We start from the raw sequence: 22,691 nt of genomic DNA, 5'->3' as shown, positions 1-22,691 counted from the left end.
GGTAGCGCGGCGGCGCGGGATGGCCGACAATCCCCAGCCATGCGCTACGGATTCGTGTGGGCGTTGGTGCTGGCGGCGTGCTCTTCCACCTCTTCCGGAGGCAGCCCCAGGAGTGGCGGAGTGACGGCGGATTCAGGCGTGGACGCCAGCAGCGGCGGGACCGCCGGGACCGCGGGCAGCGCCGGGACCGCGGGCAGCGCCGGGACCGCGGGCAGCGCCGGGACCGCGGGCAGCGCCGGGACCGCGGGCAGCGCTGGAACGGGAGGCACTGCCGGGAGCGCGGGCAGTTCGGGATCGGGTGGTGGTGGCGGAAGCGTGCCGGACGGCTGCGCGCCGGTGACCGCCAAGGCCGACGTGGATCCTTGGACCTTGCGTCTGCCCAGCCCTGGCTTCGGCGGCATCGAGACCAAGACCAGCGGTGGCCACACGGACGTGTTCCTGAAGAGTCCCACGAACCTCACCCGCATCGGATCTCGCTTGGATTGGGGCGGCACCGTGGTGTTCTTCGGCCTCAGCGCCAACGCCGGCTCCAACGTGATCGACGCGAACGACACGGGGCGTGAGCTGCAGATCGCGATCTACGATCCGACGCGCGCCCGCCAGCCGTGCGCGTGGAATGCCTCCTGTGCCTCGTCCAGCGCGAGCTGCGGCAACTCCATCACCTTCTTGGGCTGGAATCCGGTGCAGGGCGGAGACGAGTGCAATCACGGGGCAAAGGTCCTGTCCCACGGCCAATCGGGCGACGCCCTGGAGGTGGTGGTGCAGCCGCTGCAGTGGAACCCGGACTGGGACAAGAAGGACTGCACCCAGAGCTCCTGCGGAGCGAACGGCGTGCCGGTGAACGTGCAGTACCGCATGCGCTTCCGCTTCGTGTCGGAGCACGTGGTGGAGGTCGACACCGAGGTCTCGAGCCAGGAGACCATCAACCATCCGGTCACCGGCCAGGAGTTCCCCACGCTGTACGTCTCGAATGGCAAGGGCGGCCCGGACTTGCCGCTGCTGTTGAACTCCGCCGGCCAGACCGTGAGCCTGAGCACGCCCGGCAACGACGGCTTCTTCTACGACAACTTCACGTCCCCCGGGCCGTGGGTCACCTGGCAAGACTCGGGCAAGACCTACGGCGTTGCCATCGCAATGGATCAGGGGGTCAACAAGTTCCAGGGTTGGCGCGGCGGGCCTCCCAGCGCGCCGTACTTCCACAACGTGCGAGCGCAGATGCAGTTCGGTCTCAGCGCCGGCAAAGCCGTGCGGGGTTTGTCGTACCTCGCGCTCGGCAACTACGGCACCGTGAAGAGCGAGCTCGAAACGGCGCTCGGCAAACGTCCTCCCTTCGGCGTGGTGGACGCCCCGGCGAAGGACACCGCCACGGGGCAGAGCTTGAAAGTGGCCGGTTGGGTGCTGGACACCCAGAAGATCGACACCGTGAGCGTAGAGCTCGACGGCACCGTGGTGAAGACGCTGCCCGTGAACGTGCAACGGCCGGACGTGTGCGCCGTGTACCCGATGTACACGGGCTGCCCTGCCGTCGGTTATTCCGGCGACGTTGCCGTGGGCAACCTCGGCGGCTGCCCGCACCTGCTCCGGGTCGTCGCGAAGGATGGCGACGGCAACCAGAGCGTGCTCGGCGAGCGGGTGCTCACGGCGCAATGACGCTTATCGAAGTGCAACCGAAAACTGGACAGGTTTTCAGTGCTGGATCTATGACCAGCGCATGGACCTCCAGATAACTCATTCCCTGGTATTGGCCGCAATTTTCGAGCTGCTTCAGGCGGACCGGGCGGTGACCCGACCGCGCCTGTCGGCCCTCACGGGGCTTTCGCCGGAGCGCCTGCTGCGGGCGCTGGCCGAGCTCGAGGTGAACGGCTGGGTCGACCGAGAAGAGCTGCGGCTGACCCTGCCCGGCCTGGCGGTGGCCGTCGCCGTGCAGGGGCGAGCGACGGCACGCAGAATGGCCGCGTGAGCATCCCGGTTCGCGATCTGGACGACGGCTTCTGGGACGTCGTCACCCCCGCGCCCTTTCCGAAGCACGTCTCGCGCTTCGAGAACCGGCGCTGGGCCGCTCGCGTTGGGCTCGAAGGCATCGACTTCGAGAAGCACTTTGCGCGCTTCGAGCCCTTGCCGCAGAACCTCGAACAGCCGCTGGCGCTCCGCTACCACGGTCATCAGTTCGACGTGTACAACCCGGCACTGGGAGACGGCCGCGGCTTCTTGTTCGGGCAGGTTCAAGACGACCAGGGGCGCTGGCTCGATCTCGGCACCAAGGGCAGCGGCACCACGCCCTACTCCCGCGGAGGTGACGGTCGACTCACGCTCAAGGGCGGCGTGCGAGAGGTGCTCGCCACGGAGATGCTCGAGGCCCTCGGAGTGAGCACCTCCAAGAGCCTGAGCTTGTTCGAAACCGGTGAGCAGCTGTATCGCGGCGACGAGCCCTCCCCCACCCGCTCCAGCGTGCTGGTGCGGCTGAGCCACTCGCACGTTCGTTTTGGCACCTTCCAGCGCTTGTTCTACCTGGGCGACGCCGAGCGCCTGGCGCGCCTGGTCGACTACTGCTGCCGCTGGCTGATCCCGGAAGCCGACGACGCGGTTTCGTTGCTCCGGGCCGTCACCAAACGTAGCGCCGAGCTGTGCGCCAGCTGGATGGTCGCAGGGTTCGTGCACGGCGTGCTCAACAGCGACAACATGGTCGTCACCGGCGAAAGCTTCGACTACGGCCCCTATCGCTTCCTGCCCCACTACGATCCCGACTTCACCGCCGCGTATTTCGACCACACCGGGCTCTACGCCTTCGCCCGCCAGCCCCGCGCCGTGCTCGCGAACCTCATGCGCCTCGCCAGCTCGCTGGCGCCGCTGGCTTCCGAGGAAGAGCGACGTTCCGCCATCGTCGGGTTCATGGACGCCTTTCGCCGAGCCCGGGTGGAGGGCTTGCTGGACCGGCTCGGAGTCAGTGCCCTCGAGCCCGACGCGGATGCCGCCTTCGCCGAAGCGGTGTGGGACTTCCTCGCCGAAAGCCGAATGAGCTACGACCAGTTCTTCTTCGACTGGTTCTGCGCCAGCGCGCCGCGGGCCATGAAGAGCCCCGACGCCGAGTACTACCGCCGGCGAGCTTTCGAGCCCGTAGCCCGAGGGCTGGAAGCTCGCACACCGCTGTCACCCGAGCGCTTGGCTCACGCCTACTTCGAACGTGCGCGCCCCGTCCGACTGGAGATCGACGAGATCGAGCGGATCTGGGACGACATCGCCGAGCGGGACGATTGGTCGGCCTTCGACGCGACCGTGCAAGCGGTACGCAGAGCACATGGCGCGAGGCGTCACATCTGTCCCGATGCTGGGGAAAGCTGACACGATCCACGGCGATTTTCTCGGAATTCAGGGCTGGCACGCTTCCCGCACTGCGTCTGCTCCGAACGGCAACCACGCCGCCAGAAGGAGCAAAAACCATGAATCGAGACATCATCGAAGGTCGTTGGAACGAGCTGAAGGGCCAGATCAAGGGTCAGTGGGCCAAGCTCACGGACGACGACATCCAGCGCGCCAACGGCAAGACCGAAGAGCTCGTGGGCGTGCTCCAGCAACGCTACGGCTACGAGAAGGAAGAAGCCAAGAAGCAGGTCGAGCGCTTCGCGGACTCCGTGAAGCAGCGCATCGACGGCAAGAACTGACGCACGGTTCGTCGCGATGAAGCCGCATCTCCGATGGGGACGCGGCTTCGACGCGTTCGCCCCACTGGGGCAAGACTCCCCAAGGCCCGAGCTCGAATCTCGAATGATTTCGCGAGCCGCTCTCGGGTACGTCCCTTGCTCCGTGGCAGCTCATGGAATCCAAGGCTGGGCGCGAGCGGGTATCCACTTCTGCGGAAACGGTACAGGCGAAGCGACGAAGTCAGGACGAGATCGATCCGTCCGACGTCGAGCCACGGCACGACGAGCAGCTCACCCTGGAGCTGATGCGGGCGCTGATCGTCGCACGGGAGTCAGCGCGATAGCGCGTACGGCGGCGCGCCCGGGCCGGCGGTCAGCGCCCGCGTCGCCGCACCGAGGGCCAGCACGCTGCACGCCGCGACGGCCACCGCCAGGGGCGTTTCCCAACGCCGCCGCGGCTTCAGCTCTTGGGCGACGGCCCGGCGCAGGCGCGTCCTCGCCGCTGGCGAGGGCGCGCCGTCCGGGACCTCGATCGCGCGCTTGAGCGCGATCAGGGCCGCGCAGCACCGGGGACACGCCAGCAGATGGTGCTCCACGCGCTCGCGCGCAGCCGGAGAGAGAGCGTTGAAGTGATAGCCGATGAGCTCGGCTTCGACGTGGCTCATGAGTCGAGCTCCTGTTTCAATCGCTGAATCAGCTCGTGCATCCTGGATTTGACGGTGCCGAGGGGCACCCCGATCGCGCGGGCGACCTCTTGGTACGAAAGCCCACTCGCCCGTAGGTGGTACACCTCCGACAACGGGCGCGGCAGGCGCTCCACCGCGCGGCGAAGTCCCTCGGCGCGTTCCGCCACGATCAGTGCCAGCTCCGCCGGAGCGGCCGCCTCCGGCTCGCTCCCGCGCAGCGCGTCTGTCGCCTTCGCGCCGCGCTTCCGAGCGCGGATGCGGTTCAGGCACAGGTGGTGCGCCACGCCGTAGAGCCAAGAGCGGAAGCTCCGCAGCTCGTCCCGCTGCTCGCGTGCCCGGAGCACCGCCATGAACGCCTCGTGCAGCACGTCCTCGGCCTCGGTCGCGTCCTGCAGCTGGGCGCGGATGAATCCATACAGGGGCCGCTCGAAGCGCTCGTACAGGCGATCGAAGGCGCCGAGGTCACCTTTTACAAGGCGCTCGAACAGAGCTTCATCGGAGACCATCACGCCCGCGCGCGGAGATGCCCCGCGGCGGCGATGACCCCGGCGACGGTGACGCACAAGAGCGCCATCAAGGTGCCGTGCAGGGACTCTTCTACTCCGAGTGCCAGGATGCCGAGCTGCCGCGGCGGCTCCACCTGCGGGAGGTAGTGCAACGACATGCAGATGCCGATCACCGAGCCCGCCACGCCCATCGCCAACGTGACGGCGCCCAGAGCGGTGGTGGCCCGCGCCCAACGTGGGTCCGATCGCAGCGCGTAGAGCACGCTCGCCGCCAGCAACAAGAACCCGAACAGTGCCGTGGGGATCATCGGCCAGCCACCGGCCGCGAAGAAGCTCGACCACATGCTCACCTTCCTTTCCCTGCTTCGGAACCAGAGGGCGCGAAAGGTTCGAAAAAAGTCAGCGCCGCCGACGCCGAAGCAGGGCCAGGCCCAACAGCGAGAGCAACGCCGCCCCGGACGACCCGGAGCGCGGCGCCGCGCGGCAGCCGCAGCCGCCATCGTCTTCGGAGCCACTGGCCTTGGCGCCACCGCCGCCGCTCGCGCCGCTGCTGCCGCCCGTGCTCTGTCCGGCACTGCCGCCACCGCTCGGTCCCCCCGCGGCCCCGCCCGTGCCGCCGGCACCCCCGGTCCCGGTCCCCGTACCTTGCCCGGCCAGCGTCACCACGCCGTAGCCCGGCACCGTCACGCTCACGGCACCCCCGCTCACGTCGGCGCTGGACGTCTGCCACAAGCTGCCGTCGCTCGAGGTGCGCACGTCGAAGCTCGTGATGTCCGGCGGGTTGCTCGGCACCTCCACGCTCACCGTCGCGTCGCTCGCGTCCGTGTTGATCAGCTCCAGCACCAACGTGCCCTGCCCGTCGTGCACGAAACCGCTCGCGACCAGCGTGCTCGATCCGCTCACCGTCACCGGCACGCGCTGTGACCCCGGCCGCACGAAGTGGAAGAAATGCTTCGCCGCCACGTATTTCGGCGAGCTCTCCTTCTGCGTCGCGTCCGTCAGCGTGTATGCGCTAACGTCGCTGCCATCCGTCATCTGCCAGTAGGCCCAGGCGCTCTCTTGCCCCGCCGTGAGCGCCTGATGGATCTTCAACGCAATGCTGAAGGCGCCCTTGCCAGGGAATCCGTTCGCCGGCGACAGCCACGCGGTGTCTTCACCGCTGGTCTCCGTCATCCAGCTCTTCTTGCCGTAGGACGCAAAGCCGTCCACCGCTGCCGGGAGCCCAGCACTCGGGCTCGTCTGCCAGCCGTCCGCCCACCACTGCCACTGCTGGGGCGTCGCGCCAGCGGAGCTCACGCCATCCGCCGCGTAGCCGTGGATGCAAAAGAAGTCGATGGCCTTCACCGCGTCCGGATCTTTTGCGATCTCCGTCAGGTACTGCAGGTTCTTGTGGGTGACGTTGTTGCCGCCGCCGTACTGCCACATGCCGTAGCCGTCGCCGCCCAGGAGATCTTCCGGCCCCATGATGCGAATCGTTTTCAGGTCGTCGTACTTGTCGAGCTCCGCGCGCGCCGCCTTCAACGCGGCGATGTATCCGCTCGCCAGCGGGTAGGTGCAGCTGTTGTAGAAGGTCTCGAAGTTCAGCTCGTTCTGGATGCTGATGGCGTACAGCTTCACGCCGTAGGTGTCTTGGAAGCCCCGCAGGTAGGCCGCCAGCGCCCGCGCGAACTGCGTCAGCGCGCTCGTCGGTCCCGTCCCATCGTCGAATTCTGCTCGCGGGGTGCCGGATGTATCGAGCTTGCCGCCAGAGAAGTTCCCGCCCCAGATGAACGGCCACGGCGTTCCGTTCTTGGGCAGCGGATCGCTCTGTCCGCTGATGGTGTTGCCAGACGACACCTTGAGCCATGGCGCCGGTGACCACATGGACGCGAACAGCTTGAAGTCGGCGCCCTGTTTCTGCTGCCCGATCTGCGCCAACGTTCCCGCCGTCTTGGGCACCTCGTCGCCGAAATCGAAGAGCTTCACGTTGTCGTCGATATTGGGGCCCATCACGGCGATCTGCGCCTTTTGTCCACCGAAGCTCTGGGTGTAGTCCGCCGCGCTGGTGTACGTGCGCACGTTGTTGCCGTCCGGTCCAGGCAGGTCCATCGGCGACGCCTGACCGAACCAGGGCGAGTTGTAGTGCAGGTCCGAATACGGCGCCGCGAAGCGCGGCACGATGTCGAAGCGCAACATCGACGCTTGCATGTCGTCGAAGTAGAGCTGCTGAAACCACGACGACTGTCCTTCCGTCCCTGCTAGGCACGTCCCAAAGCCGTCGATGGTCTGCTGGCGATTCCCCGCCGACGTATCCACCGTCACCGTCTGCCCCGCCGCCACGCCCGCCGCGAGCGCCAGCGCCACACCCAACCCGAAAGCCCGTCGCGTTCGCCGTGCCATGCCCCATGGTCCCGGGCTTTCCCCAGAACGTAAACCCCAGCCGCATTTCCCCGCGCTTTCCCCGCTCCCATCCTGTCCTTGGGAGAGAGTTTGTTGGTCCGCCGCGGAATCAGCCCGCGAGCGCACGTCCCTCCCGGAGTAGGCCGTTTCCCCACACCGCTTCGCCCTGCGACAGGGACTGTCGCAGAAAACGTCACGAGAGATGGATCGGAGGCTCGGACACGAAGTAGCATCCGTCGCTGGGAGGACAATTTGGCACGAACCGCGCTCGTCCTGAGATCCACGTTTGTCCTGGGCTTGCTGACTGGCGCTGCCTTGGCTCAAGGCCCCGCGAGTCCGGCGCCGGATGCTGGTCAAACGCCCGCAGCGCCTGAGCCTACTCAGCCAGTGTCGGCCCCGGACGTCGTGCTGCTCAACAACGGCGGCATGCTGCGCGGCACCATCAGCGAGCTGGTTCCGAACGACTACGTGGTGCTCGTCACGGCGACGGGAGAGCAGCGCAAGCTCTCGATGTCGGAGGTGAAGTACGCGGGCCCGGCTTCCGGAATGCCGAAGGAAGAGCCGGCGGCACCCACCGAGCCCACTCCGCCCAAGGAACCAGAAACGGCGACACCGAAGGAAGAGAAGACGAAGCCCTTCGCGGTCGTCTACAGCAAGGAAGCGCGGATCCACTTCGAGTCCGACACGCCGGGCGTCACGCTGCATCGACGCTCTGTCATGACCCACGTCGCGTCTGGCTACGATGAGCTGTGCGCGGCCCCTTGCGACGTGTCCATTCCAGCCGGGAGTTACACTCTGGCGCTATCCAGAGGTACCGGGGGCCCGCGACAGGCGGACGATCCGGTCGTTGTGCCTCGTGGCGACTCTGTGCTGCACGGTCATTGGCACGAGAGGTCTGGGACTCGCACGCTGGGGTGGGTCGTAATGGGGGCTGGCATCGCGACCGGAACCTACCTAATGGTCACGTCATCGCACGACGTAGAGAAGTGCTCATTCGGAACGTGTCGCACCGAGAGCGAGTTCGACACGACCAAGTCCCTCCTTGGTGCTGCCGTAGGAACGATAGGGGTGACTGTAGGCTTCATGCTTGCGCTAACGCCCGACTCTGCGAGCTTCACCGTGTCTCCCGGCACGACTGCCGCGCTGCCCAAAGGCACGAGCGCGAAGCTCGACCGCGACACGCTGACCGGCTTGCAGGGGCTCACCGTGAGCGGCCGTTTCTGAGAGCGGCGAGTCCTGACGCTCGTCACGTCAACTTTCGCAATGCCGTGACCGGGGTCGAGCGTCGAGCTACGTTTGGAGCATGGGGACGGGTCGTGACGCGGCGATCGCAGGACTGCTGATGGTGTGCGCGTGCGCGAGCAACGCGGCCGCGCCGACGGGCGGAGGTGACGACGCGGGAGCGTGCACCCAGGTGGGCGCGTGCCCCATCGACCTGCAAGCCGCCACCATGGGACCGTCACAGCCGCTGGCAGACGTGTGCTTTCGGGATCCGCCGCCCCAGAGCTCCGGGCTGTACGACGTCTGCTTGGTAGGGCCCGATGGCCGGCTGTACCTCACGGTGCTTTCCGGAAGCGCCGATCTCGAGGCGGAGGGTTGGACCCACTCGGGGTACGGCGGCGTGCAAGCGGAAACGACCCTGAGTCACGACGACCAAGTGCGCTGTAGCGACGCGCTCACGTTGGCCCTGACGCAGCCGGACGCCGCGCCGGGATTGTACTGCCGATGAGGCGCCAGCGGAACGCGACGGGATCGCGGCGGACCGACATGAGAACGAATCAGGAGAGCAAGAGACGCTGGCGATGGGCGCGGGGTGTACTGGGCCCGTTCGCGATTTCCGTGTTGGTCGGCGGCAGCGTGAGCGTGAGCAGCGGCTTTCGCGAGTCGGAGCTTCAGTGCGAGGAGGCGTATGCGCACCTCGAGGATTGCTGCGGCGCTCTGCACGGCGCCATCAGCTGCACCTATGAGGAGGGTTGCGCAGGGCAGACGCCGGCGCTGGACGTCGTCCAGAGCAAGTGCATTCGCAAGCTATCTTGTAGCGAGATCGAAGCGCTGGGGATGTGTGATGCGAGCGCTTGGCGCTCGGACGCGGGAGCCCCGCTGTGCCCGTAGTGGCTTTGGCGCTCGCGCTGCCCTTGGTGCTGGCCGCACCCGACTTCGACGAAGAAGCAGCCCTGACCCGCTATCAAGAGCTGGACGCGGAACCGCAGCCTGATCAAGGCGCGATGCTGCTGGACGTCGGGGCAACGTATCGACGCATCTACGACATCCCGGTGTACGGGATGGAGTTCGAACTGTGCGGCGGACACTGGACCGAGCGCGGCGGGGATTTCTTGTGCGGTCAGGGCTTCGTCGGGCGGACCGCCGCGGGCTTGACCAGCGGCGGCGTGGCGCTCCGCTATCGGGCCGACTTCGCGATCGGTCCGCTGTTCCTCGGTGTGGCCCCGGGCATCGGTGGGCTGTGGTTCAAGCGCAAGACGAAGCCCGGATCCATCGGTGGGGGCGGTCTGGAGCTGGCGGTGCTGGGCGGAGCGCGAGTCTTTCACAGCTACGCGAGCGCCCTCGACGTCGAGCTGTGGCTGAACGCAGATCTGTATCCGCAGCCAGTGTGGGGGCCGAGCTTGCGAGCGGCGTATCGGTTCTGAGCACGCCCGCTGGTGACGTCACAGGTGTAGGCGTACCCTGGTGGGCATGCGTACCCTCTCGCTGCCGGGCTTCGTGGTCGTATGTGCCGTCGTGCTCACGGGTTGTGGCGGTGGTTCCGACGGCGGCGGCTCGGGCGGACAGGGTGCGACGTCAGGGGGCGGCAGTGGTGGGTCCGGGGGAGAGAGCGGGGGCAGCGGCGGTATCGGCGGTGCGAGCGGCGCTGCGGGCAGCGGCGGCAGCGCGGGAACGGGCGGCAGTGCTGGGGCGGGCGGCAGCGGGGGCGCGCCGAGCGGCAAGTGGTCGCTCGGGTACTACGCGAGCTGGCAGGAGAGTCAGTATCCGGTCTCGGCCATCGAGTGGTCGGGGCTCACGCAGATCGCGGTGTCGTTCTACACGCCGAGCGCGAGCGGTGGGCTCAGCTTGCTGAGCGGTAGCGCCACCCTCGCAGAGGACATCGTGCAAGCGGCGCACGCTCACGGAGTGAAGGCCATCGCGTCCATCGGCGGGGCGGACTCGCGACCGGATTTCCTGGCCGCCACGGCCAGTAGCGCGAAGAGCGCGTTCATCGCCAACCTGGTGAAGCTCATCGAGCAGGACGGCTACGACGGCATCGACATCGACTGGGAGCCGCTCGAGGCCGCGGACCAAGCGATGGTCGCGGAGATCGCGAGCTCCGTGAAGGCCGCGCACGCGGGCGCGCTGATGACGATCCCCATTGGCATCATCAACACCAATCTGCCGGAAGATCTCAGCGGCTACGCGGCGATCGCGGCCCAGTACGATCAGCTCGACATCATGAGCTACGGCATGGCCGGCCCTTGGCAAGGCTGGAAGAGCTGGCACTCGAGCCCGCTCTACAGCCAGGACAGCGCCACGCCGACGTCGATCGATTCTTCGGTGCAGGCGTACGTCACGGCCGGTGTTCCCAAGGCGAAGCTCGGCATCGGCATCGGCTTCTACGGTCTGTGCTACACGCCGCCAGTCACCGCACCCGTACAGGCTCTCTCCGGATCGACCATCGCCGCGGACGACGGCACCATGAGCTATGCCCACATCCTCGGGAGCTACTACGCCGCGAGCGACCGCAAGTGGGACGACTTCGCGAAGGTGCCGTACCTATCGTTTTCCGGCGGCAAGGGTCCCGAGGGTTGCTCGTACATCTCCTACGACGACGAGCAGTCCATCGCCGAGAAGGCCAAGTACGTGAAGGACCAGGGCCTCGGGGGCGTGATCCAGTGGGAGATCACCGAGGGCTATGTGCCGAACGCCCCGGCTGGACAGCAAAGCCCGCTGCTCACCGCCATCCACGACAACTTGCTGTGACACGCGTGGTTCCGCGGCGGGCCAACAGCCAAATCCAAGGCCTTCATTCCTGGTACAGGGAAGGCCGCTCCGCTCCGACCCACTCGGGATCGTGCCCTTGCCCGCTCTTGTCCGAGATGTCCGTTGGGGTCGGGTCGATGTTCAAGTACCAGATGCTGGCTTTGCCGGCCGCCGTGGACACGGGGGAGTCGATCTCGGATTGGACGTCCGCGAGCGAGAGCTTGTCGCTGTAGATCTGAATGCCCCGCAAGATGCCGTCGTACACCTCGTTGCCCTCTCCGGAGGGTCCGTAGATCCCCGTGGACGACGGCCAGGGCGCGTCTCCCCAAGTGAGCGCGGGGGCGGGCGGATCGCCGTTGCCGTAGCTCGTGCCCGCCGTGTGCGCGAGCAGCTTGCTCTGGTCCGGCCAGTCCCAATAGAACTCCATGTGCTTGCCGCTGCCGTCGGCCCACACGCGAGCGACTTGCGTGAACCAGCGATCGTAGATCACGTCGTCGCCGAGGAAATCCCCGCCGTTGTCGCCCGCGATTTCCCAACGGTGCACGGTCCCGTCCTTTTGTGGATAGGGATGAAAGCCGTAGTACGTGTAGCCGCCCCAGGTGAAGTTGCCCGTGGTTCCCCAGAAGAACGTCGTGTAGTAGCCCGGCTGCTGTCGCGGGTAGGCACGCCAGACGTAGGTCGCGCCTTGGCCTGCAGGCCCCCAGATGGGCAAGCCGTGGGTCTGGGGATCCAAGAACTGGAAGCGCATCGTGGTCGACACGGCGGCGCTGCCGGGGAAATCGAGACCCGATGCTCCGCCGGCGCCGGACGTGCCTCCGGCACCGGAGCTCCCGCCGAAACCCGTGCTGCCTCCCGCGCCCGACGCGCCACCGGAACCCGACGTGCCACCGGAAGCCGACGTGCCGCCGGAACCCGACGTACCACCGGAAGCCGACGTGCCGCCGGAACCTGCGTCAGCTTGCCCGGCCGTCGAATCGTCGCCACATCCAGCGAGCGCGACGACGATGATCCCGAGCCCCACGAGCGCTGCGCGTACCATGAGACGAGGGTACACGAGCCGCACAGCGAGTCCACGCGCAGCGACATTGCGTCTGCGACACGTGGTTCCGCGGCGGGCCAACATCCAGATTCGAGATCTTGTTGGTCCGGGGACAGTCCCGTCTCACTGCGCTTGGCAGCACACGGTGACGGGACCCGTGGGCGTGAGGCTGCCGCTCGGCTTGCCCGCCGCGGCGCTGGGAACGCAGGCCAGCGCGTTGGCGGTCGCGAAGTGCCCGCTCTTCACGTTGGCGTAGCAAGCGGAGAGCGAAAGGCTGGCGGACGCGCCGGTGATGGGCACGCTGCAGGCGGTGTCAGAGAACAGATCGACGTAACCGCAGGTGCCATCGAGGCTGCACGGGCAGGTCGTTTCGGGGCACGCGCGCGTGTCGTCGGCGCCCTGGTAGTACAGCTCGCGCTCGGTGAACGTCGTGCCGGAAGGGCACTGCTCGTCGCCGGACTTGAAGATGCAGGTCTTCGCGAAGTCCACGTCGGCCGCGATACAAGCGCCACCCTCGCAGATGCCGCCCGAGCAGGCGCGTACCTGCTTGTTCCACTTGGGCTCCGCGAGGCCCACGCTGCCGCTGGCGCAGGAGCCGGTCGGCTGCACGGGATCGATCTGCGCGGCGGCGATGGTGCCGCAATTGTTCGAAAGATCCACGCAAGACGTGCCGACGGTGAAGGGCGTACACGTGGTGCTCGAGCACGCGAGATCGGGGTAGCCCTGGATGGTGACCGTGTCCGGGCAACCGAGACCGCTGGTGGTGCAGTTGCACTTGCACGCGTCGGCGCCGACGGGCTCGGCCTGCGCAGTGAGCTCTTCCGTGGGGAGGGCGGAGGGACAGCTGGGTGGGTCGTCCCCGGCAGCGCCAGTCCACACGGCAAACGGACCCAACCAGTCCCCCGGGGCGAAAGGCACGCAAGTCTCGTCCGTTCCGCAGCTGGCAGCCGCGTCACCGGCGTCGGAGCCGGCGCTGCCGCCGGTTCCCGAGTCCAGCGTCGTCTTTGGTGGGGTCACGGTGTTGTCGTCGGAACAGGCGGACAAGAGACCGAGGGCGAGCAGGGAGAGGAACAGGAGGCGCATCGGTCGGCAGTGTACTTCGTTCACGGGGATCGAGCATGAGAGGCAGCAGTGAGCTGGCCGACTCGCAGGCCGAAGAAGCGCTCGGTGTTGCTCGTGGCCAGGGACGCCAGGGTGTGGCTGTCGAGCTCCATGAGCTCGGCGACGGCCTCGAGGACCAGCGGCAGGTGCGACGGCTCGTTGCGACCCGAGGAACGCGGTGCCGTCTTCGGCAGCAGGAAGGGCGCGTCGGTCTCGAGCATCACGCGATCACGGGGGAGCGTGGCCATCGCCTCCCGCACCGGCCCGGCACGCCGCGCGTCCGTGACCCAACCCGTGAGACCCACGTGGCAATCGAGCTCGAGGTAGCTTTCGAGCTCGGCGCGGGAGCCGGTGAAGCAGTGCACGACCACGCCCGCCAGCTGGGGACGGTGCTCCCGCAGGATGGCTTGGAAGTCCGCGTGGGCCTTCCGCTCGTGAAGGAACACCGGCAGGTTCAGCTCCGCCGCCAGGTCCAGTTGCCGTTCGAAGCACGCGCGCTGAAGCGGTCGCGGCGAGAAGTCCCGGTCGTAGTCGAGCCCACACTCGCCAATGGCGACCACCGGCGAATCGGTCGCCAGCTCGCGCAGCTGAGACATGGATTCGTCGTCGAGCTCCCGGGCAGAGTGCGGATGAATTCCGGCGGTGCACCACAGCACTCCCGGGTGGGCGCGGGCCAGGCGCAGCGCGGCTCGGCTCTCCGCGACCCGCGTGCCGGTAACGATCATCGCGGCTACGCCGGCCGCCTGGGCGCGTCGCAGCACGGCCTCCCGATCCGGCGCAAAGCGCCGGTGTACCAGGTTGACGCCGATGTCGATCAGAGTGTGGCTCATGAAGCCTCCGCGTAGCTACGAGCGAGCTCGCCGACGATCAAGTCGCGATAGCGCTCGGGGGAGAACTCGCACTGCACCCACAGGTTCGACTCGGCAAGATGAACGTAGCAAGCGTTGCGGTCCGGCACGTAGCCGTCGCGTGGAGGACGCTTGATGTGCAAACGTCCGCGGGTCCACGCCAACAGCACGTGGCGCTGTGTGGCTCGCCGACGGATCTTCGAGAGCTCGACTTGTGCGCTCGCCATCGGCTCGGTCCAGGTGCGCCGCAAGCGTGCCTTGAGGTCTTTCGACTGCCGAGCGAGCTCGGCGATCTCGCAGCGCAGGCGCGCCACGTCGATGATGGTTTCCATGACTAATTTCCTCGTAATTTCATAAAGTTGAGCCATGCGACTTCGTCTCGAAGCCGCGAGTTCGGTGGGGTTGTCGAATGCCAGCGTCACCTCGGGGTGGTGCCCGGGCACGACGCTGACTCGAGTAGCGGGGGCTCGAATCGAACGAGCTTCTCCGGGAGGCTATCCCGGCGTAGGAGCCACTCCTACCACCCCGCAGCACGCACCTTCGCAGCGACAGGACGCGCCTGCCGCGAGCCAGAAGGATGCGGGAACCCGGGTCTCTCGCGCGGAGCGCGGCACGCCGGGAACGAGTACGAAAGAATTCAGAAGGTCTTGAAGAAGCCTGTCACCCCATTTGCAAAGACACGCCGATCATAACCCATGCGTTGCCCCGGTCAAGGCGGATGGCTGGCGAGCAGTGGATGACGTAGCGTGGTCCCGTGAAACGTGTGCTGATCGCCCTGGCGGTCCTGCTCGGGGCGGCGCCTGCCGCAGCGCATGGCGGAGCGGCGGCGTTGTTCGATGCCGCCCCCTACGCCGACCATTGGTTCTTGCCCGTCGGGCTGAGCGCGCAGCTGCTGGCGTCGAGCGAAACCACCTTCTTGGACGAGGGGTTGGAGATCAGCGTGCATCACTTTCCGCCCGCGAGCGGACGCACCGATTCCCTTTGGGGGTTCGGCGCCTACACGCAGCTGCAGGTCGGTGGCCTCGACCTGCAGCACGAGGAGAGGGACCCGCACCTGCGCTGGGCCCTCGGCGGGCAAGCCACTTGGTCGCTGCTCGGCTGCCAGCTCGGGATGGCGCAGCGCGCCTTCGTCCAAGACCACGCCGACGCCTTCGACGTCACGGGTGCCGTCTTCGTGTCCATCGGCATCCTCTCCGCAGGCTTCCACGCGGAAGCGCCCGTGATCCACGTCGGGGACGGAACGCGGCAAGTCCCGGCGTTCGGCGGCATGCTCACGCTGAAGTATCCGTTCGATCTGGGTCGTGGGCGGTGAGCGCACCGTATCGACGTCCGGCCGCCCCCAGCCCCGAGGCCGGCTTCGACTATGGGCCGTTTCCCGTCCCGCGCCTCCTGCTCGCGCTGGCGGCGCCGCTGGTGCTGGTTGGCGCGCTGTTCGTGGTCATGGGGTTGGACCACGGCGAGCTCCGTTGCGAGGACACGACCTGCGTCTACCAGCGAACGACACTGGTCAGGTCACGTTCGCGCGCATTCCCTCTGAGCCAGCTGCATGGGGCGCAGGCCACCGAGATCCGATCGAAGAACGGCGTCCGCGGCCAGGTTCGCCTCGACGTGAACGGCCAGCCCTTCCTGCTGAGCAGCACCAGCGTGGGTGAGGCGCGGTACGTCGCACGGAGCATCAAGGAGCACGTGGCCAACGCCGACTCACGGTGGATGGTGCGCCAGGACAACGAGCGCTGGCCGGCCGCGGCGGGCGCCGTCGCGCTTCTGCTCGCGCTGGCTGCGCTGCTGTGGGCCGCGAAAGGCAGCGGCACGCTTCGCGTCGAGGTGTCCGGCGAAGGCCTGCGCTGGCGACGACGGCTGCTCGGGATCCGGCTGGCTTCGGGTGAGACCCCGCTACCGCGCGACGTGAACGACGTGGTCATCGAGTGGTCGACCCGTCGCACGTTCTTCCAACACCGCCACGAGCCCCCGAAGACCTTCGGTCGACTCGCTGTCGTGACCCAGCGCGGCACCAAGGTGCCCGTGCTGGGCGCCTACGCGGGGCACGCGGTGCACCTGCGGGCCGCGGCAGAGCTTCGCGACGCCCTCGAGCTGCCGCCCCGTACCCCGGAGCGAGAAGCGGAATACGAACGCAGCGCCGCGGCCGCACGCCCCGCGGAAACCCCGAGCACCTTCGCGGGCGTCGGAGGCCGCTTCGCCGCTGTGTGGCTCGGGCTCTGCGTCGGCGCCATCAGCGGGATAGCCCTGTTCGGCATGGGCAAGCTCCTGCTCCGGGTGGGCTCCATCGACGATCCCGTGGGAACCCTCGACCTGCTGCTGGGCGCGGGTGGCGGCGCCGCTGGGGGTGTGTGGCTCGCCCTGCGGCTCACCACACGGCGCCGAGCTGAAGACCAGCACGCGCCGTGACGAAACCGGCCTGACGCTCGCTGACCCCATTGAGCTCGATCAGAAGTGGCAGCGCGCGGCGACGAAAGCTGAAACCGACGCCGAGCTGCGCGCCGAAACCGCTCCCGGGCTCGTCGTCCCCATCCAGGGACCAGACGGGACCGCCGAGGAGATACCACTGGGCATCGTCCATGTTGCCGATCGGCTCCCACTGCAGCACCACGGACAGCCGGTGCGCGGCGCCCCGCTCGATCACCGCCTCGCGAGCGTACTCCCCCATGAGCGCCCAACTGCCGTACTGGGAGTTCCCCCTGTCGTCGTTTCCGTGGACGTTCCGGCGAAGGCCCGCGCGGACTCCGGCCGCCACGACGGTCTCCCAGCCGATGTCTTCGGTGCGCCCCACCTGTGCGCCCGCGATGGCGGCCACCGTGGGACGCCAGTCCGGCTCCAGATGAGCCTGATACGCCGGCTGGATGCGCGCCGCCTCGTCCACGGTGAGACCGTGGTGCGCGAGCCACTCCCCGAGGACGCAAAGCTCCCGCACCCGCGCGAGGTTCTGCGTTCGGGCGACGTGCTGCACCAGCTCGTGCTCTCCCGTTGCCTCCAACAGGGCTGCGACCGCGCAGCGCGCCCCGCGCGCGTCGACGAAAATGGGCGTGGGCTCGTCCAGCACGTCGTTGATCGGGTAGCGGCCGGCGTCGATGTAGTCGCGCAGATGCACCAAGAGCCGCTGCCTGCGCGCGCGGGTGGCGTCGTCGAGCGTCGGGGTAGAGGCGCTGGTGACGGCGCGCACTGCACCCTCGAGGTGCAGGCGCACCCGTTCGTGCTCCATCACGGGAGGATATCTCGCAACACCTGAGCCGTGGGCGTTCGTTTCTTGGCGACCGCCGCGGGAGAACCCTGCGCAACGATCCGCCCGCCACGCTCGCCGCCGTCGGGACCGAGCTCCACCAGCCAGTCCGCCCCGGCGATCACCACGGGGTGATGCTCGATGACCACCAACGTGTCACCGCGCTCGACCAGACGGGACAGCACGTGGACGAGCTTCGAGACGTCCGCCAGGTGCAACCCCGTGGTGGGCTCGTCCAGCACGTAGAGCGTGGCCTGGTGGCGCACGGTGGCGGTGAGCTCGGCGGCCAGCTTGAGGCGCTGCGCTTCGCCTCCCGACAGCGTGTGGGAGCCCTGGCCCAAGTGGATGTAGCCGGCACCGAGGTCCACCAAGGTGCGCAGCGGCGCCGCGATGTTCGAGTGATTCTCGAACACCTCGGCGGCTTGCTCCGCCGTGAGGTCCAACACGTCTCCAATGCTATGACCCAAGTACTGGATCTCCAGCGTGCGCGGCTCGAAGCGCTTGCCGTCACACGCGGGGCACGGTGTGACCACGTCCGGCAAGAAGCTCATCTCGTGCGTGGTCACGCCCTGTCCGTCGCAGGCCGGACAGCGGCCACCATGGGGCGTGTTGAAGGAGAAGCGCGCAGGACCGAAGCCGGCCACCTGCGCCTCCGGCGTGGCCGCGAACAGCTTGCGAATCGTGTCCCAGATGCCGAGGAAGGTGGCGGGCACCGAGCGCGGCGTACGCCCGATGGGGGACTGATCCACGGCCACCGCCCGCACCAGCGCCTTGGCTCCGGCAAGACCGCGATGCGCACCCGCCGGCTCCGCGGCGAGGCCGAGCTCCTTGCGCAACGCCGGCAACAGCACCTGCCGGACCAGCGTGCTCTTGCCGGAGCCACTGACGCCGGCCACCACGTTGAAGCGTCCGAGGGGCAGCGCCAGGTCCACGTCTTTCAAGTTGTGCTCGCTGGCCGCCCTGAGCGTGAGCCGCGGCGTGCTCTTGGCAACCGCCAGGCACGCGCGCAGATCCGGCGGCGCCGACAGCGCCTTGCCCGTCGGTGACTTCGCGGTGGAGAGCACCTTGGCGGGCGCGCCCGCCGCGACCACTTGCCCTCCGTGGGTGCCGCCGCCGGGACCGAGATCGATCAAATGGTCCGCGGCGCGAATGGTGTCGGCATCGTGCTCCACCACCACCACCGTGGAACCGATGCCCACCAGGCTGCGCAGGTTCTCGATCAGCCGCCCGGTGTCCCGCGGGTGCAACCCGATGGTGGGCTCGTCCAGCACGTACAGCGCTCCCGTGAGCCCGGCGCCCAGCTGTGCCGCGAGCCGTAGGCGCTGCATCTCGCCGCCCGAGAGCGTGCGCGCCGCGCGATCCAAGGACAGGTAGTCGAGACCCACGTCGCACAAGAACGACAAGCGCCGCCGGAGCTCCGCCACCACGGGCTCGGCGATCTTCGCGGCCCCGCCGCGGAAACGCCACTTGTTCACGGCGTTCAGCACGCTGCGCACGGAGCGCGCCGTCACCTCGTGATAGCGCTCGCCATGCACGCGCACCGCCCGCGGCACCGGCGAAAGGCGCGACCCACCGCAGTCCGGGCACACCCGTGTTTCCGTCACGGTCTCGGCCTTCTTGCCGCGGCCGCGCCGTTTCTCCGTGACCAAGACACCTTCTCCCTCGCACCGCTCGCAGCGCCCTTGCTGCGTGTTGAAGGAGAACCATCGCGGATCGAGCTCAGGAACCGACAGCCCGCACTCGGGGCACGCGCTCTTGGTGGACAGGAGCTTCTCCTTGCCGCGGGCGGTGCGAAGCTTCACCGCGCCGTCGCCCCAAGACAGCGCGCGCTGAAACGCCGCGTCGTCCAGGCGTCCGCCCCGGGGCACCTCGGCCACCAGCAGATCGATGGTGTGCTCCTTGTTCCGCGCCAAGCGTGGCGGGTCGTCGGTGCTCACCCACTCGCCGTCACACAAGGCGCGGTCGATGCCGTCGCGCGCGGCCGCGGTGAACACGTCCAGGTACAGGCCCTTGCGGGCGCGCACCACCGGAGCCATCAGCGAATAGGCCGTGCGCTCGCTGCGGATGACGTCAAACAACGAGCTCGAGCTCGCGGTCGCGATGGGCGCGTCGTGATCCGGGCAGTGCGGAGTGCCGACCTTGGCGAACAGCAGCCGGAGGTAGTGGGCCACTTCCGTCACGGTCGCCACCGTGGACTTCGCGCCGGCCCGCGCCGTCCGTTGCTCCAAGGCAATGGACGGCGGCACGCCGGTGACGGCGTCCACGTCGGGTCGTGGCATGGTGGGCAGGAACTGCCGCGCATAGGGCGTGAGGGTCTCGAGGAAACGCCGCTGCCCCTCGGCGAACACCACGTCGAAGGCCAGCGTGCTCTTGCCGGAGCCGCTGGGCCCGGTCACGACGGTGAGCGCCTGGTGCGGCACCGACACGCTCACGTCGCGCAGGTTGTGCTCGCGAGCGCGCTCCACCGAGAGCGCCGGTGCCGTCGCGCTCGCGCGCTTCCTGCTCTTGCCGCGCAGGCGTGGCCGGTGCGCCAGGGCCTGTCCCGTCAGCGTGTTCGCCCGCGCGACTTCCGCTGGCGTTCCCGTCGCTACCACCTCGCCGCCGCTGACACCTGCGGCGGGCCCCAGATCGACGACGTAGTCCGCGTTCCGGATCACGTCCAGGTCGTGCTCCACCACGATCACACTGCCACCGCCGTCCACGATCACGTCCAGCGCGTCGAGCACGTGCCCCACTTCGTCGGCGTGGAGCCCGGCGCTCGGTTCGTCCAGCACCAAGAGCGACCCCTCGTGATCGTCTCCCAACGCGCGCGCGAGCTTCAGCCGCTGCGCTTCTCCGCCGGACAGCGTGGAGAGCGGCTGCCCCAGCCGCAAGTAGCCGAGACCGAGCTTCTTCACCGGGCCGAGCGCTCGCAAAATGGCCGGCACCGTGGCGAACACCTGCAAGATGGTGTCCACCGTCGCGTCCAACACCTCGGCGATGCTCAGGCCACGATGGCGCACGCCGAGCACGCTCTCCTTGAAGCGCCGCCCCTGGCACACCGGGCACACCAGCCGCACGTCCGCCAAGAACTGCATCTCGACGGTCTCGTAGCCCTCGCCCGAGCACGCGTCACAGCGCCCGCCTTCCACGTTGAAGGAGAAGCTCGACGCCGCGAGACCTCGCGCCTGCGCCTCCGGTTCCTTGGCGAACAGACTGCGGATCGCGTCCCAGGCCTTGGTGTACGTCCCGGCGTTGCCGCGCGAGGTCCGCCCCAACGGCGCTTGATCCACGAGCGCCACGCGGCGCACGGCCTTGGCGCCGTCGATGCCGTCGTGCGCGCCCGGCGCCTCCACGTCGAAGGCGCCACGCGCCCGTGCCAGCGCGCGGTACACGATGTCCACCGCCAGCGTGCTCTTGCCCGAGCCGCTGGGGCCGGTGATGGCGCACACCACGCCGAGCGGCAGGGTCACGTCCGCGCCGCGAAGATTGTTCTCGCGCGCGCCGCGCACCACGATCTCGCCCCGCGCCAGGCGCGGCGCTTTCTTCCGCGCGAGGTGGCCACTCAATGCCCGCGACGTCGCGCCCCCGGAGCGTTTCACTTCCTCCACGCTGCCGTCCGCGGTGACCCGACCACCCTCGCTCCCCGCGCCGGGCCCCATCTCGACCACGCGATCCGCCGCGCGGATCACGGCAGGGTCGTGCTCCACCACCAGCACTGCGTTGTCGCGCTCCGCGAGCTCCGACAAGATCTGGGTGAGCGGCGCCACGTCCGCCGGGTGCAGCCCCACGGTGGGCTCGTCCAGCACGAACAGCGCGTTGTGCAGCGAGGTTCCGAGCGCCGCCGTCAGCGTCACCCGCTGCGCTTCGCCACCGGAGAGCGTGCGCGCTTGGCGATCCAGCGTCAGGTAGCCGAGCCCCACGCGCGACAGATACGTGAGCCGGCTCTCGAGCTCCCGTCGCGCGATCTCACCTTGCCCCGTGCGCGTGGTGAGGGCGCCGAGTCGTTGTCGCGCCGCACCAACCTCCAGCCCATGCCACTCCGCCAGGTTGATGCCCCCCACGTGGTAGGAGAGCGCACGCTCGTTCAGTCGCCGACCAGCGCACGCCTTGCACTCGTCATAGGAACGGTAGCGCGAGAGCAGCACGCGCACGTGCATCTTGTAGGTGCGCGTCTCCAGCCATGAGAACCAGCCCATCACTCCGGGGAACAAGCCGTCGTGCCAGTCCCCATCGCCGTGGAGCACCAGGCCCTTGTGCTCGGGGGACAGCTGCCGCCAAGGCACGTCCATCGGCACGCCGTTGCGGCGACACATCTTGGCGAGCTCCGCGCGTTCCCAGGTGGTGCTCTTGCCCGCCCACGGACGAATCGCACGACCCTTCAAGGTCTTGTCGCCGTCCGGAATCACCTTGCCCAGGTCCACGCCGATGGTGCGCCCGAAACCTCGGCATTCCGCGCACGCCCCCAGCGGCGACTGATAGGAAAAGAGCCCCGCTCGCGGCGGATCCAGCGGCCGCGCGCACTCCGGACAGGAGAGCCCCTGACGCAACATGAGGGCGGTCCCGTTCGCATGTACGTTGGCGATACCGTGACCGCGCTGCCACGCGCTCTCGATGGCCGCACCAATGCGCGACTTCTCGCGCGCGCTCATCGTCACCCGGTCGAGCACCACCTCCGCTCCGTGAGCGATGGCCTCGCTGGGCTTCACGCCGTCGATCTCCCGCGCCTCTCCCCCGAGCCACAGCCGCCGGTAGCCGTCCTTGGCCAGCGCCTCGCGCACCTCCAAGTACTGCTCGGCGTCCTGGATGCGCAACGGATAGCTCAGCACCGCGCGCTGACCACCGGCGCCATCGAGGGCGCGCCCCACGGCGCTCTCCACGTCCATGCCCACGGCTTCCGCCCCGTGCACTGGGCACACCGCCGCGGCTTCCCGCGTGAACAGCGCCGAGAGATACGGCTCCAGATCCGCCATCGTCGCGACGGTGGACCGCGAGCTCTTCACCGGCGCCCGACGATCCACGGCGATGCCCGCGGGCACCGGATCGAGCCGCTCCATCGGCGGCCGCTCCAGCCGTTCCAGGAACTGCCGCGCGTACGGACTGAAGCTCTCCACGAAGCGCCGCTGCCCCTCGGCATACAGCGTGTCCATCGCGAGGCTGCTCTTGCCCGCGCCGCTCACGCCGGTGACCACCACCAGCTCGCCCGGCCGCAGCGTGAGATCCACACCGGCGAGATTGTGAGTCCGGGCACCTTCGAGACGCGTGGGCAGCATGAAGAGGGCGGCTCATAGCATGGCGCCCCCGCGCCCAA

At 68.4% G+C, this 22,691-nt stretch carries 22 protein-coding genes; 12 read left to right on the top strand and 10 right to left on the bottom strand.

Going from position 1 to position 22,691, the window contains the following annotated elements; genetic code table 11:
- The first annotated feature begins 39 nt into the window (after positions 1–39).
- From H6717_32525 to H6717_32505, 5 genes are all read left to right on the top strand, one after another.
- Complete coding sequence (locus H6717_32525; protein MCB9581803.1) at positions 40–1,650, top strand: hypothetical protein; 1,611 nt, start codon at positions 40–42, stop codon at positions 1,648–1,650.
- Positions 1,651–1,711: 61 nt separating this feature from the next.
- Positions 1,712–1,960: a hypothetical protein gene (locus H6717_32520; GenBank protein ID MCB9581802.1), complete on the top strand. Its 249-nt coding sequence runs from the start codon at positions 1,712–1,714 to the stop codon at positions 1,958–1,960.
- Entirely contained in the window at positions 1,957–3,339 is a 1,383-nt protein-coding gene (locus tag H6717_32515; protein MCB9581801.1) for a YdiU family protein, read from the top strand. The genes H6717_32520 and H6717_32515 overlap by 4 nt, the downstream gene beginning before the upstream one ends.
- A 98-nt stretch (positions 3,340–3,437) precedes the next feature.
- Entirely contained in the window at positions 3,438–3,659 is a 222-nt protein-coding gene (locus tag H6717_32510; protein ID MCB9581800.1) for a CsbD family protein, read from the top strand.
- A gap of 152 nt (positions 3,660–3,811) precedes the next feature.
- The gene (locus H6717_32505; GenBank protein ID MCB9581799.1) at positions 3,812–3,982 is read left to right on the top strand and encodes a hypothetical protein; all 171 of its coding nucleotides are present in this window, start codon (positions 3,812–3,814) and stop codon (positions 3,980–3,982) included.
- On the opposite strand, the gene H6717_32500 is transcribed toward H6717_32505, so the two are convergent.
- The 4 genes from H6717_32500 to H6717_32485 are packed head-to-tail and all read right to left on the bottom strand — an operon-like array spanning position 3,971 to position 7,209.
- Entirely contained in the window at positions 3,971–4,303 is a 333-nt protein-coding gene (locus H6717_32500; protein ID MCB9581798.1) for a zf-HC2 domain-containing protein, read from the bottom strand. The genes H6717_32505 and H6717_32500 overlap by 12 nt on opposite strands.
- Entirely contained in the window at positions 4,300–4,833 is a 534-nt protein-coding gene (locus H6717_32495; protein MCB9581797.1) for an RNA polymerase sigma factor, read from the bottom strand. The genes H6717_32500 and H6717_32495 overlap by 4 nt, the downstream gene beginning before the upstream one ends.
- Positions 4,830–5,174, bottom strand: coding sequence for a hypothetical protein (locus tag H6717_32490; protein ID MCB9581796.1), 345 nt, complete (start codon positions 5,172–5,174; stop codon positions 4,830–4,832). The genes H6717_32495 and H6717_32490 overlap by 4 nt, the downstream gene beginning before the upstream one ends.
- Positions 5,175–5,229: 55 nt before the next feature.
- Complete coding sequence (locus tag H6717_32485) at positions 5,230–7,209, bottom strand: hypothetical protein (protein ID MCB9581795.1); 1,980 nt, start codon at positions 7,207–7,209, stop codon at positions 5,230–5,232.
- Positions 7,210–7,596: 387 nt separating this feature from the next.
- On the opposite strand from H6717_32485, the gene H6717_32480 reads away from it, so the two are divergent.
- From H6717_32480 to H6717_32460, 5 genes are all read left to right on the top strand, one after another.
- Positions 7,597–8,433: a hypothetical protein gene (locus tag H6717_32480; GenBank protein ID MCB9581794.1), complete on the top strand. Its 837-nt coding sequence runs from the start codon at positions 7,597–7,599 to the stop codon at positions 8,431–8,433.
- A 79-nt stretch (positions 8,434–8,512) separates the two neighbouring features.
- Positions 8,513–8,938: a hypothetical protein gene (locus H6717_32475; protein MCB9581793.1), complete on the top strand. Its 426-nt coding sequence runs from the start codon at positions 8,513–8,515 to the stop codon at positions 8,936–8,938.
- Between the two features lie 38 nt (positions 8,939–8,976).
- Positions 8,977–9,321, top strand: a complete 345-nt coding sequence (locus tag H6717_32470) for a hypothetical protein (GenBank protein MCB9581792.1) — start codon at positions 8,977–8,979, stop codon at positions 9,319–9,321.
- The gene (locus H6717_32465) at positions 9,312–9,854 is read left to right on the top strand and encodes a hypothetical protein (protein MCB9581791.1); all 543 of its coding nucleotides are present in this window, start codon (positions 9,312–9,314) and stop codon (positions 9,852–9,854) included. Before H6717_32470 ends, H6717_32465 begins: the two co-directional genes overlap by 10 nt.
- 46 nt (positions 9,855–9,900) lie before the next feature.
- Positions 9,901–11,178: a glycoside hydrolase family 18 protein gene (locus H6717_32460; GenBank protein MCB9581790.1), complete on the top strand. Its 1,278-nt coding sequence runs from the start codon at positions 9,901–9,903 to the stop codon at positions 11,176–11,178.
- Positions 11,179–11,221: 43 nt separating this feature from the next.
- Here the strand turns inward: H6717_32460 and H6717_32455 are convergent, their stop codons facing one another.
- The 4 genes from H6717_32455 to H6717_32440 form a co-directional block, all read right to left on the bottom strand.
- Entirely contained in the window at positions 11,222–12,217 is a 996-nt protein-coding gene (locus H6717_32455; protein MCB9581789.1) for a hypothetical protein, read from the bottom strand.
- 123 nt (positions 12,218–12,340) lie between these two features.
- The gene (locus tag H6717_32450; GenBank protein MCB9581788.1) at positions 12,341–13,300 is read right to left on the bottom strand and encodes a hypothetical protein; all 960 of its coding nucleotides are present in this window, start codon (positions 13,298–13,300) and stop codon (positions 12,341–12,343) included.
- 20 nt (positions 13,301–13,320) lie between these two features.
- Positions 13,321–14,148, bottom strand: coding sequence for a TatD family hydrolase (locus H6717_32445; protein ID MCB9581787.1), 828 nt, complete (start codon positions 14,146–14,148; stop codon positions 13,321–13,323).
- Positions 14,145–14,498: a hypothetical protein gene (locus H6717_32440; GenBank protein MCB9581786.1), complete on the bottom strand. Its 354-nt coding sequence runs from the start codon at positions 14,496–14,498 to the stop codon at positions 14,145–14,147. The genes H6717_32445 and H6717_32440 overlap by 4 nt, the downstream gene beginning before the upstream one ends.
- Positions 14,499–14,920: 422 nt before the next feature.
- On the opposite strand from H6717_32440, the gene H6717_32435 reads away from it, so the two are divergent.
- Together H6717_32435 and H6717_32430 are read left to right on the top strand one after the other, a co-directional pair.
- On the top strand, positions 14,921–15,478 hold the full coding sequence (locus H6717_32435) for a hypothetical protein (protein MCB9581785.1): 558 nt from the start codon (positions 14,921–14,923) through the stop codon (positions 15,476–15,478).
- Positions 15,475–16,572, top strand: a complete 1,098-nt coding sequence (locus H6717_32430; protein MCB9581784.1) for a hypothetical protein — start codon at positions 15,475–15,477, stop codon at positions 16,570–16,572. The genes H6717_32435 and H6717_32430 overlap by 4 nt, the downstream gene beginning before the upstream one ends.
- Here the strand turns inward: H6717_32430 and H6717_32425 are convergent.
- Together H6717_32425 and uvrA are read right to left on the bottom strand one after the other, a co-directional pair.
- A complete protein-coding gene (locus H6717_32425; protein ID MCB9581783.1) occupies positions 16,532–17,383 on the bottom strand; it encodes a hypothetical protein in 852 nt (283 codons plus the stop codon). The genes H6717_32430 and H6717_32425 overlap by 41 nt on opposite strands.
- Positions 17,383–22,653, bottom strand: a complete 5,271-nt coding sequence (gene uvrA, locus H6717_32420) for an excinuclease ABC subunit UvrA (protein MCB9581782.1) — start codon at positions 22,651–22,653, stop codon at positions 17,383–17,385. The genes H6717_32425 and uvrA overlap by 1 nt, the downstream gene beginning before the upstream one ends.
- Positions 22,654–22,691 lie beyond the last annotated feature (38 nt).

The sequence above is a fragment of the Polyangiaceae bacterium genome, assembly GCA_020633235.1.
Lineage (GTDB): Bacteria > Myxococcota_A > Polyangia > Polyangiales > Polyangiaceae > JACKEA01.
Note: the sequence above shows the minus strand (reverse complement) of the source record. Positions and strands in the feature narration are given on the sequence as shown.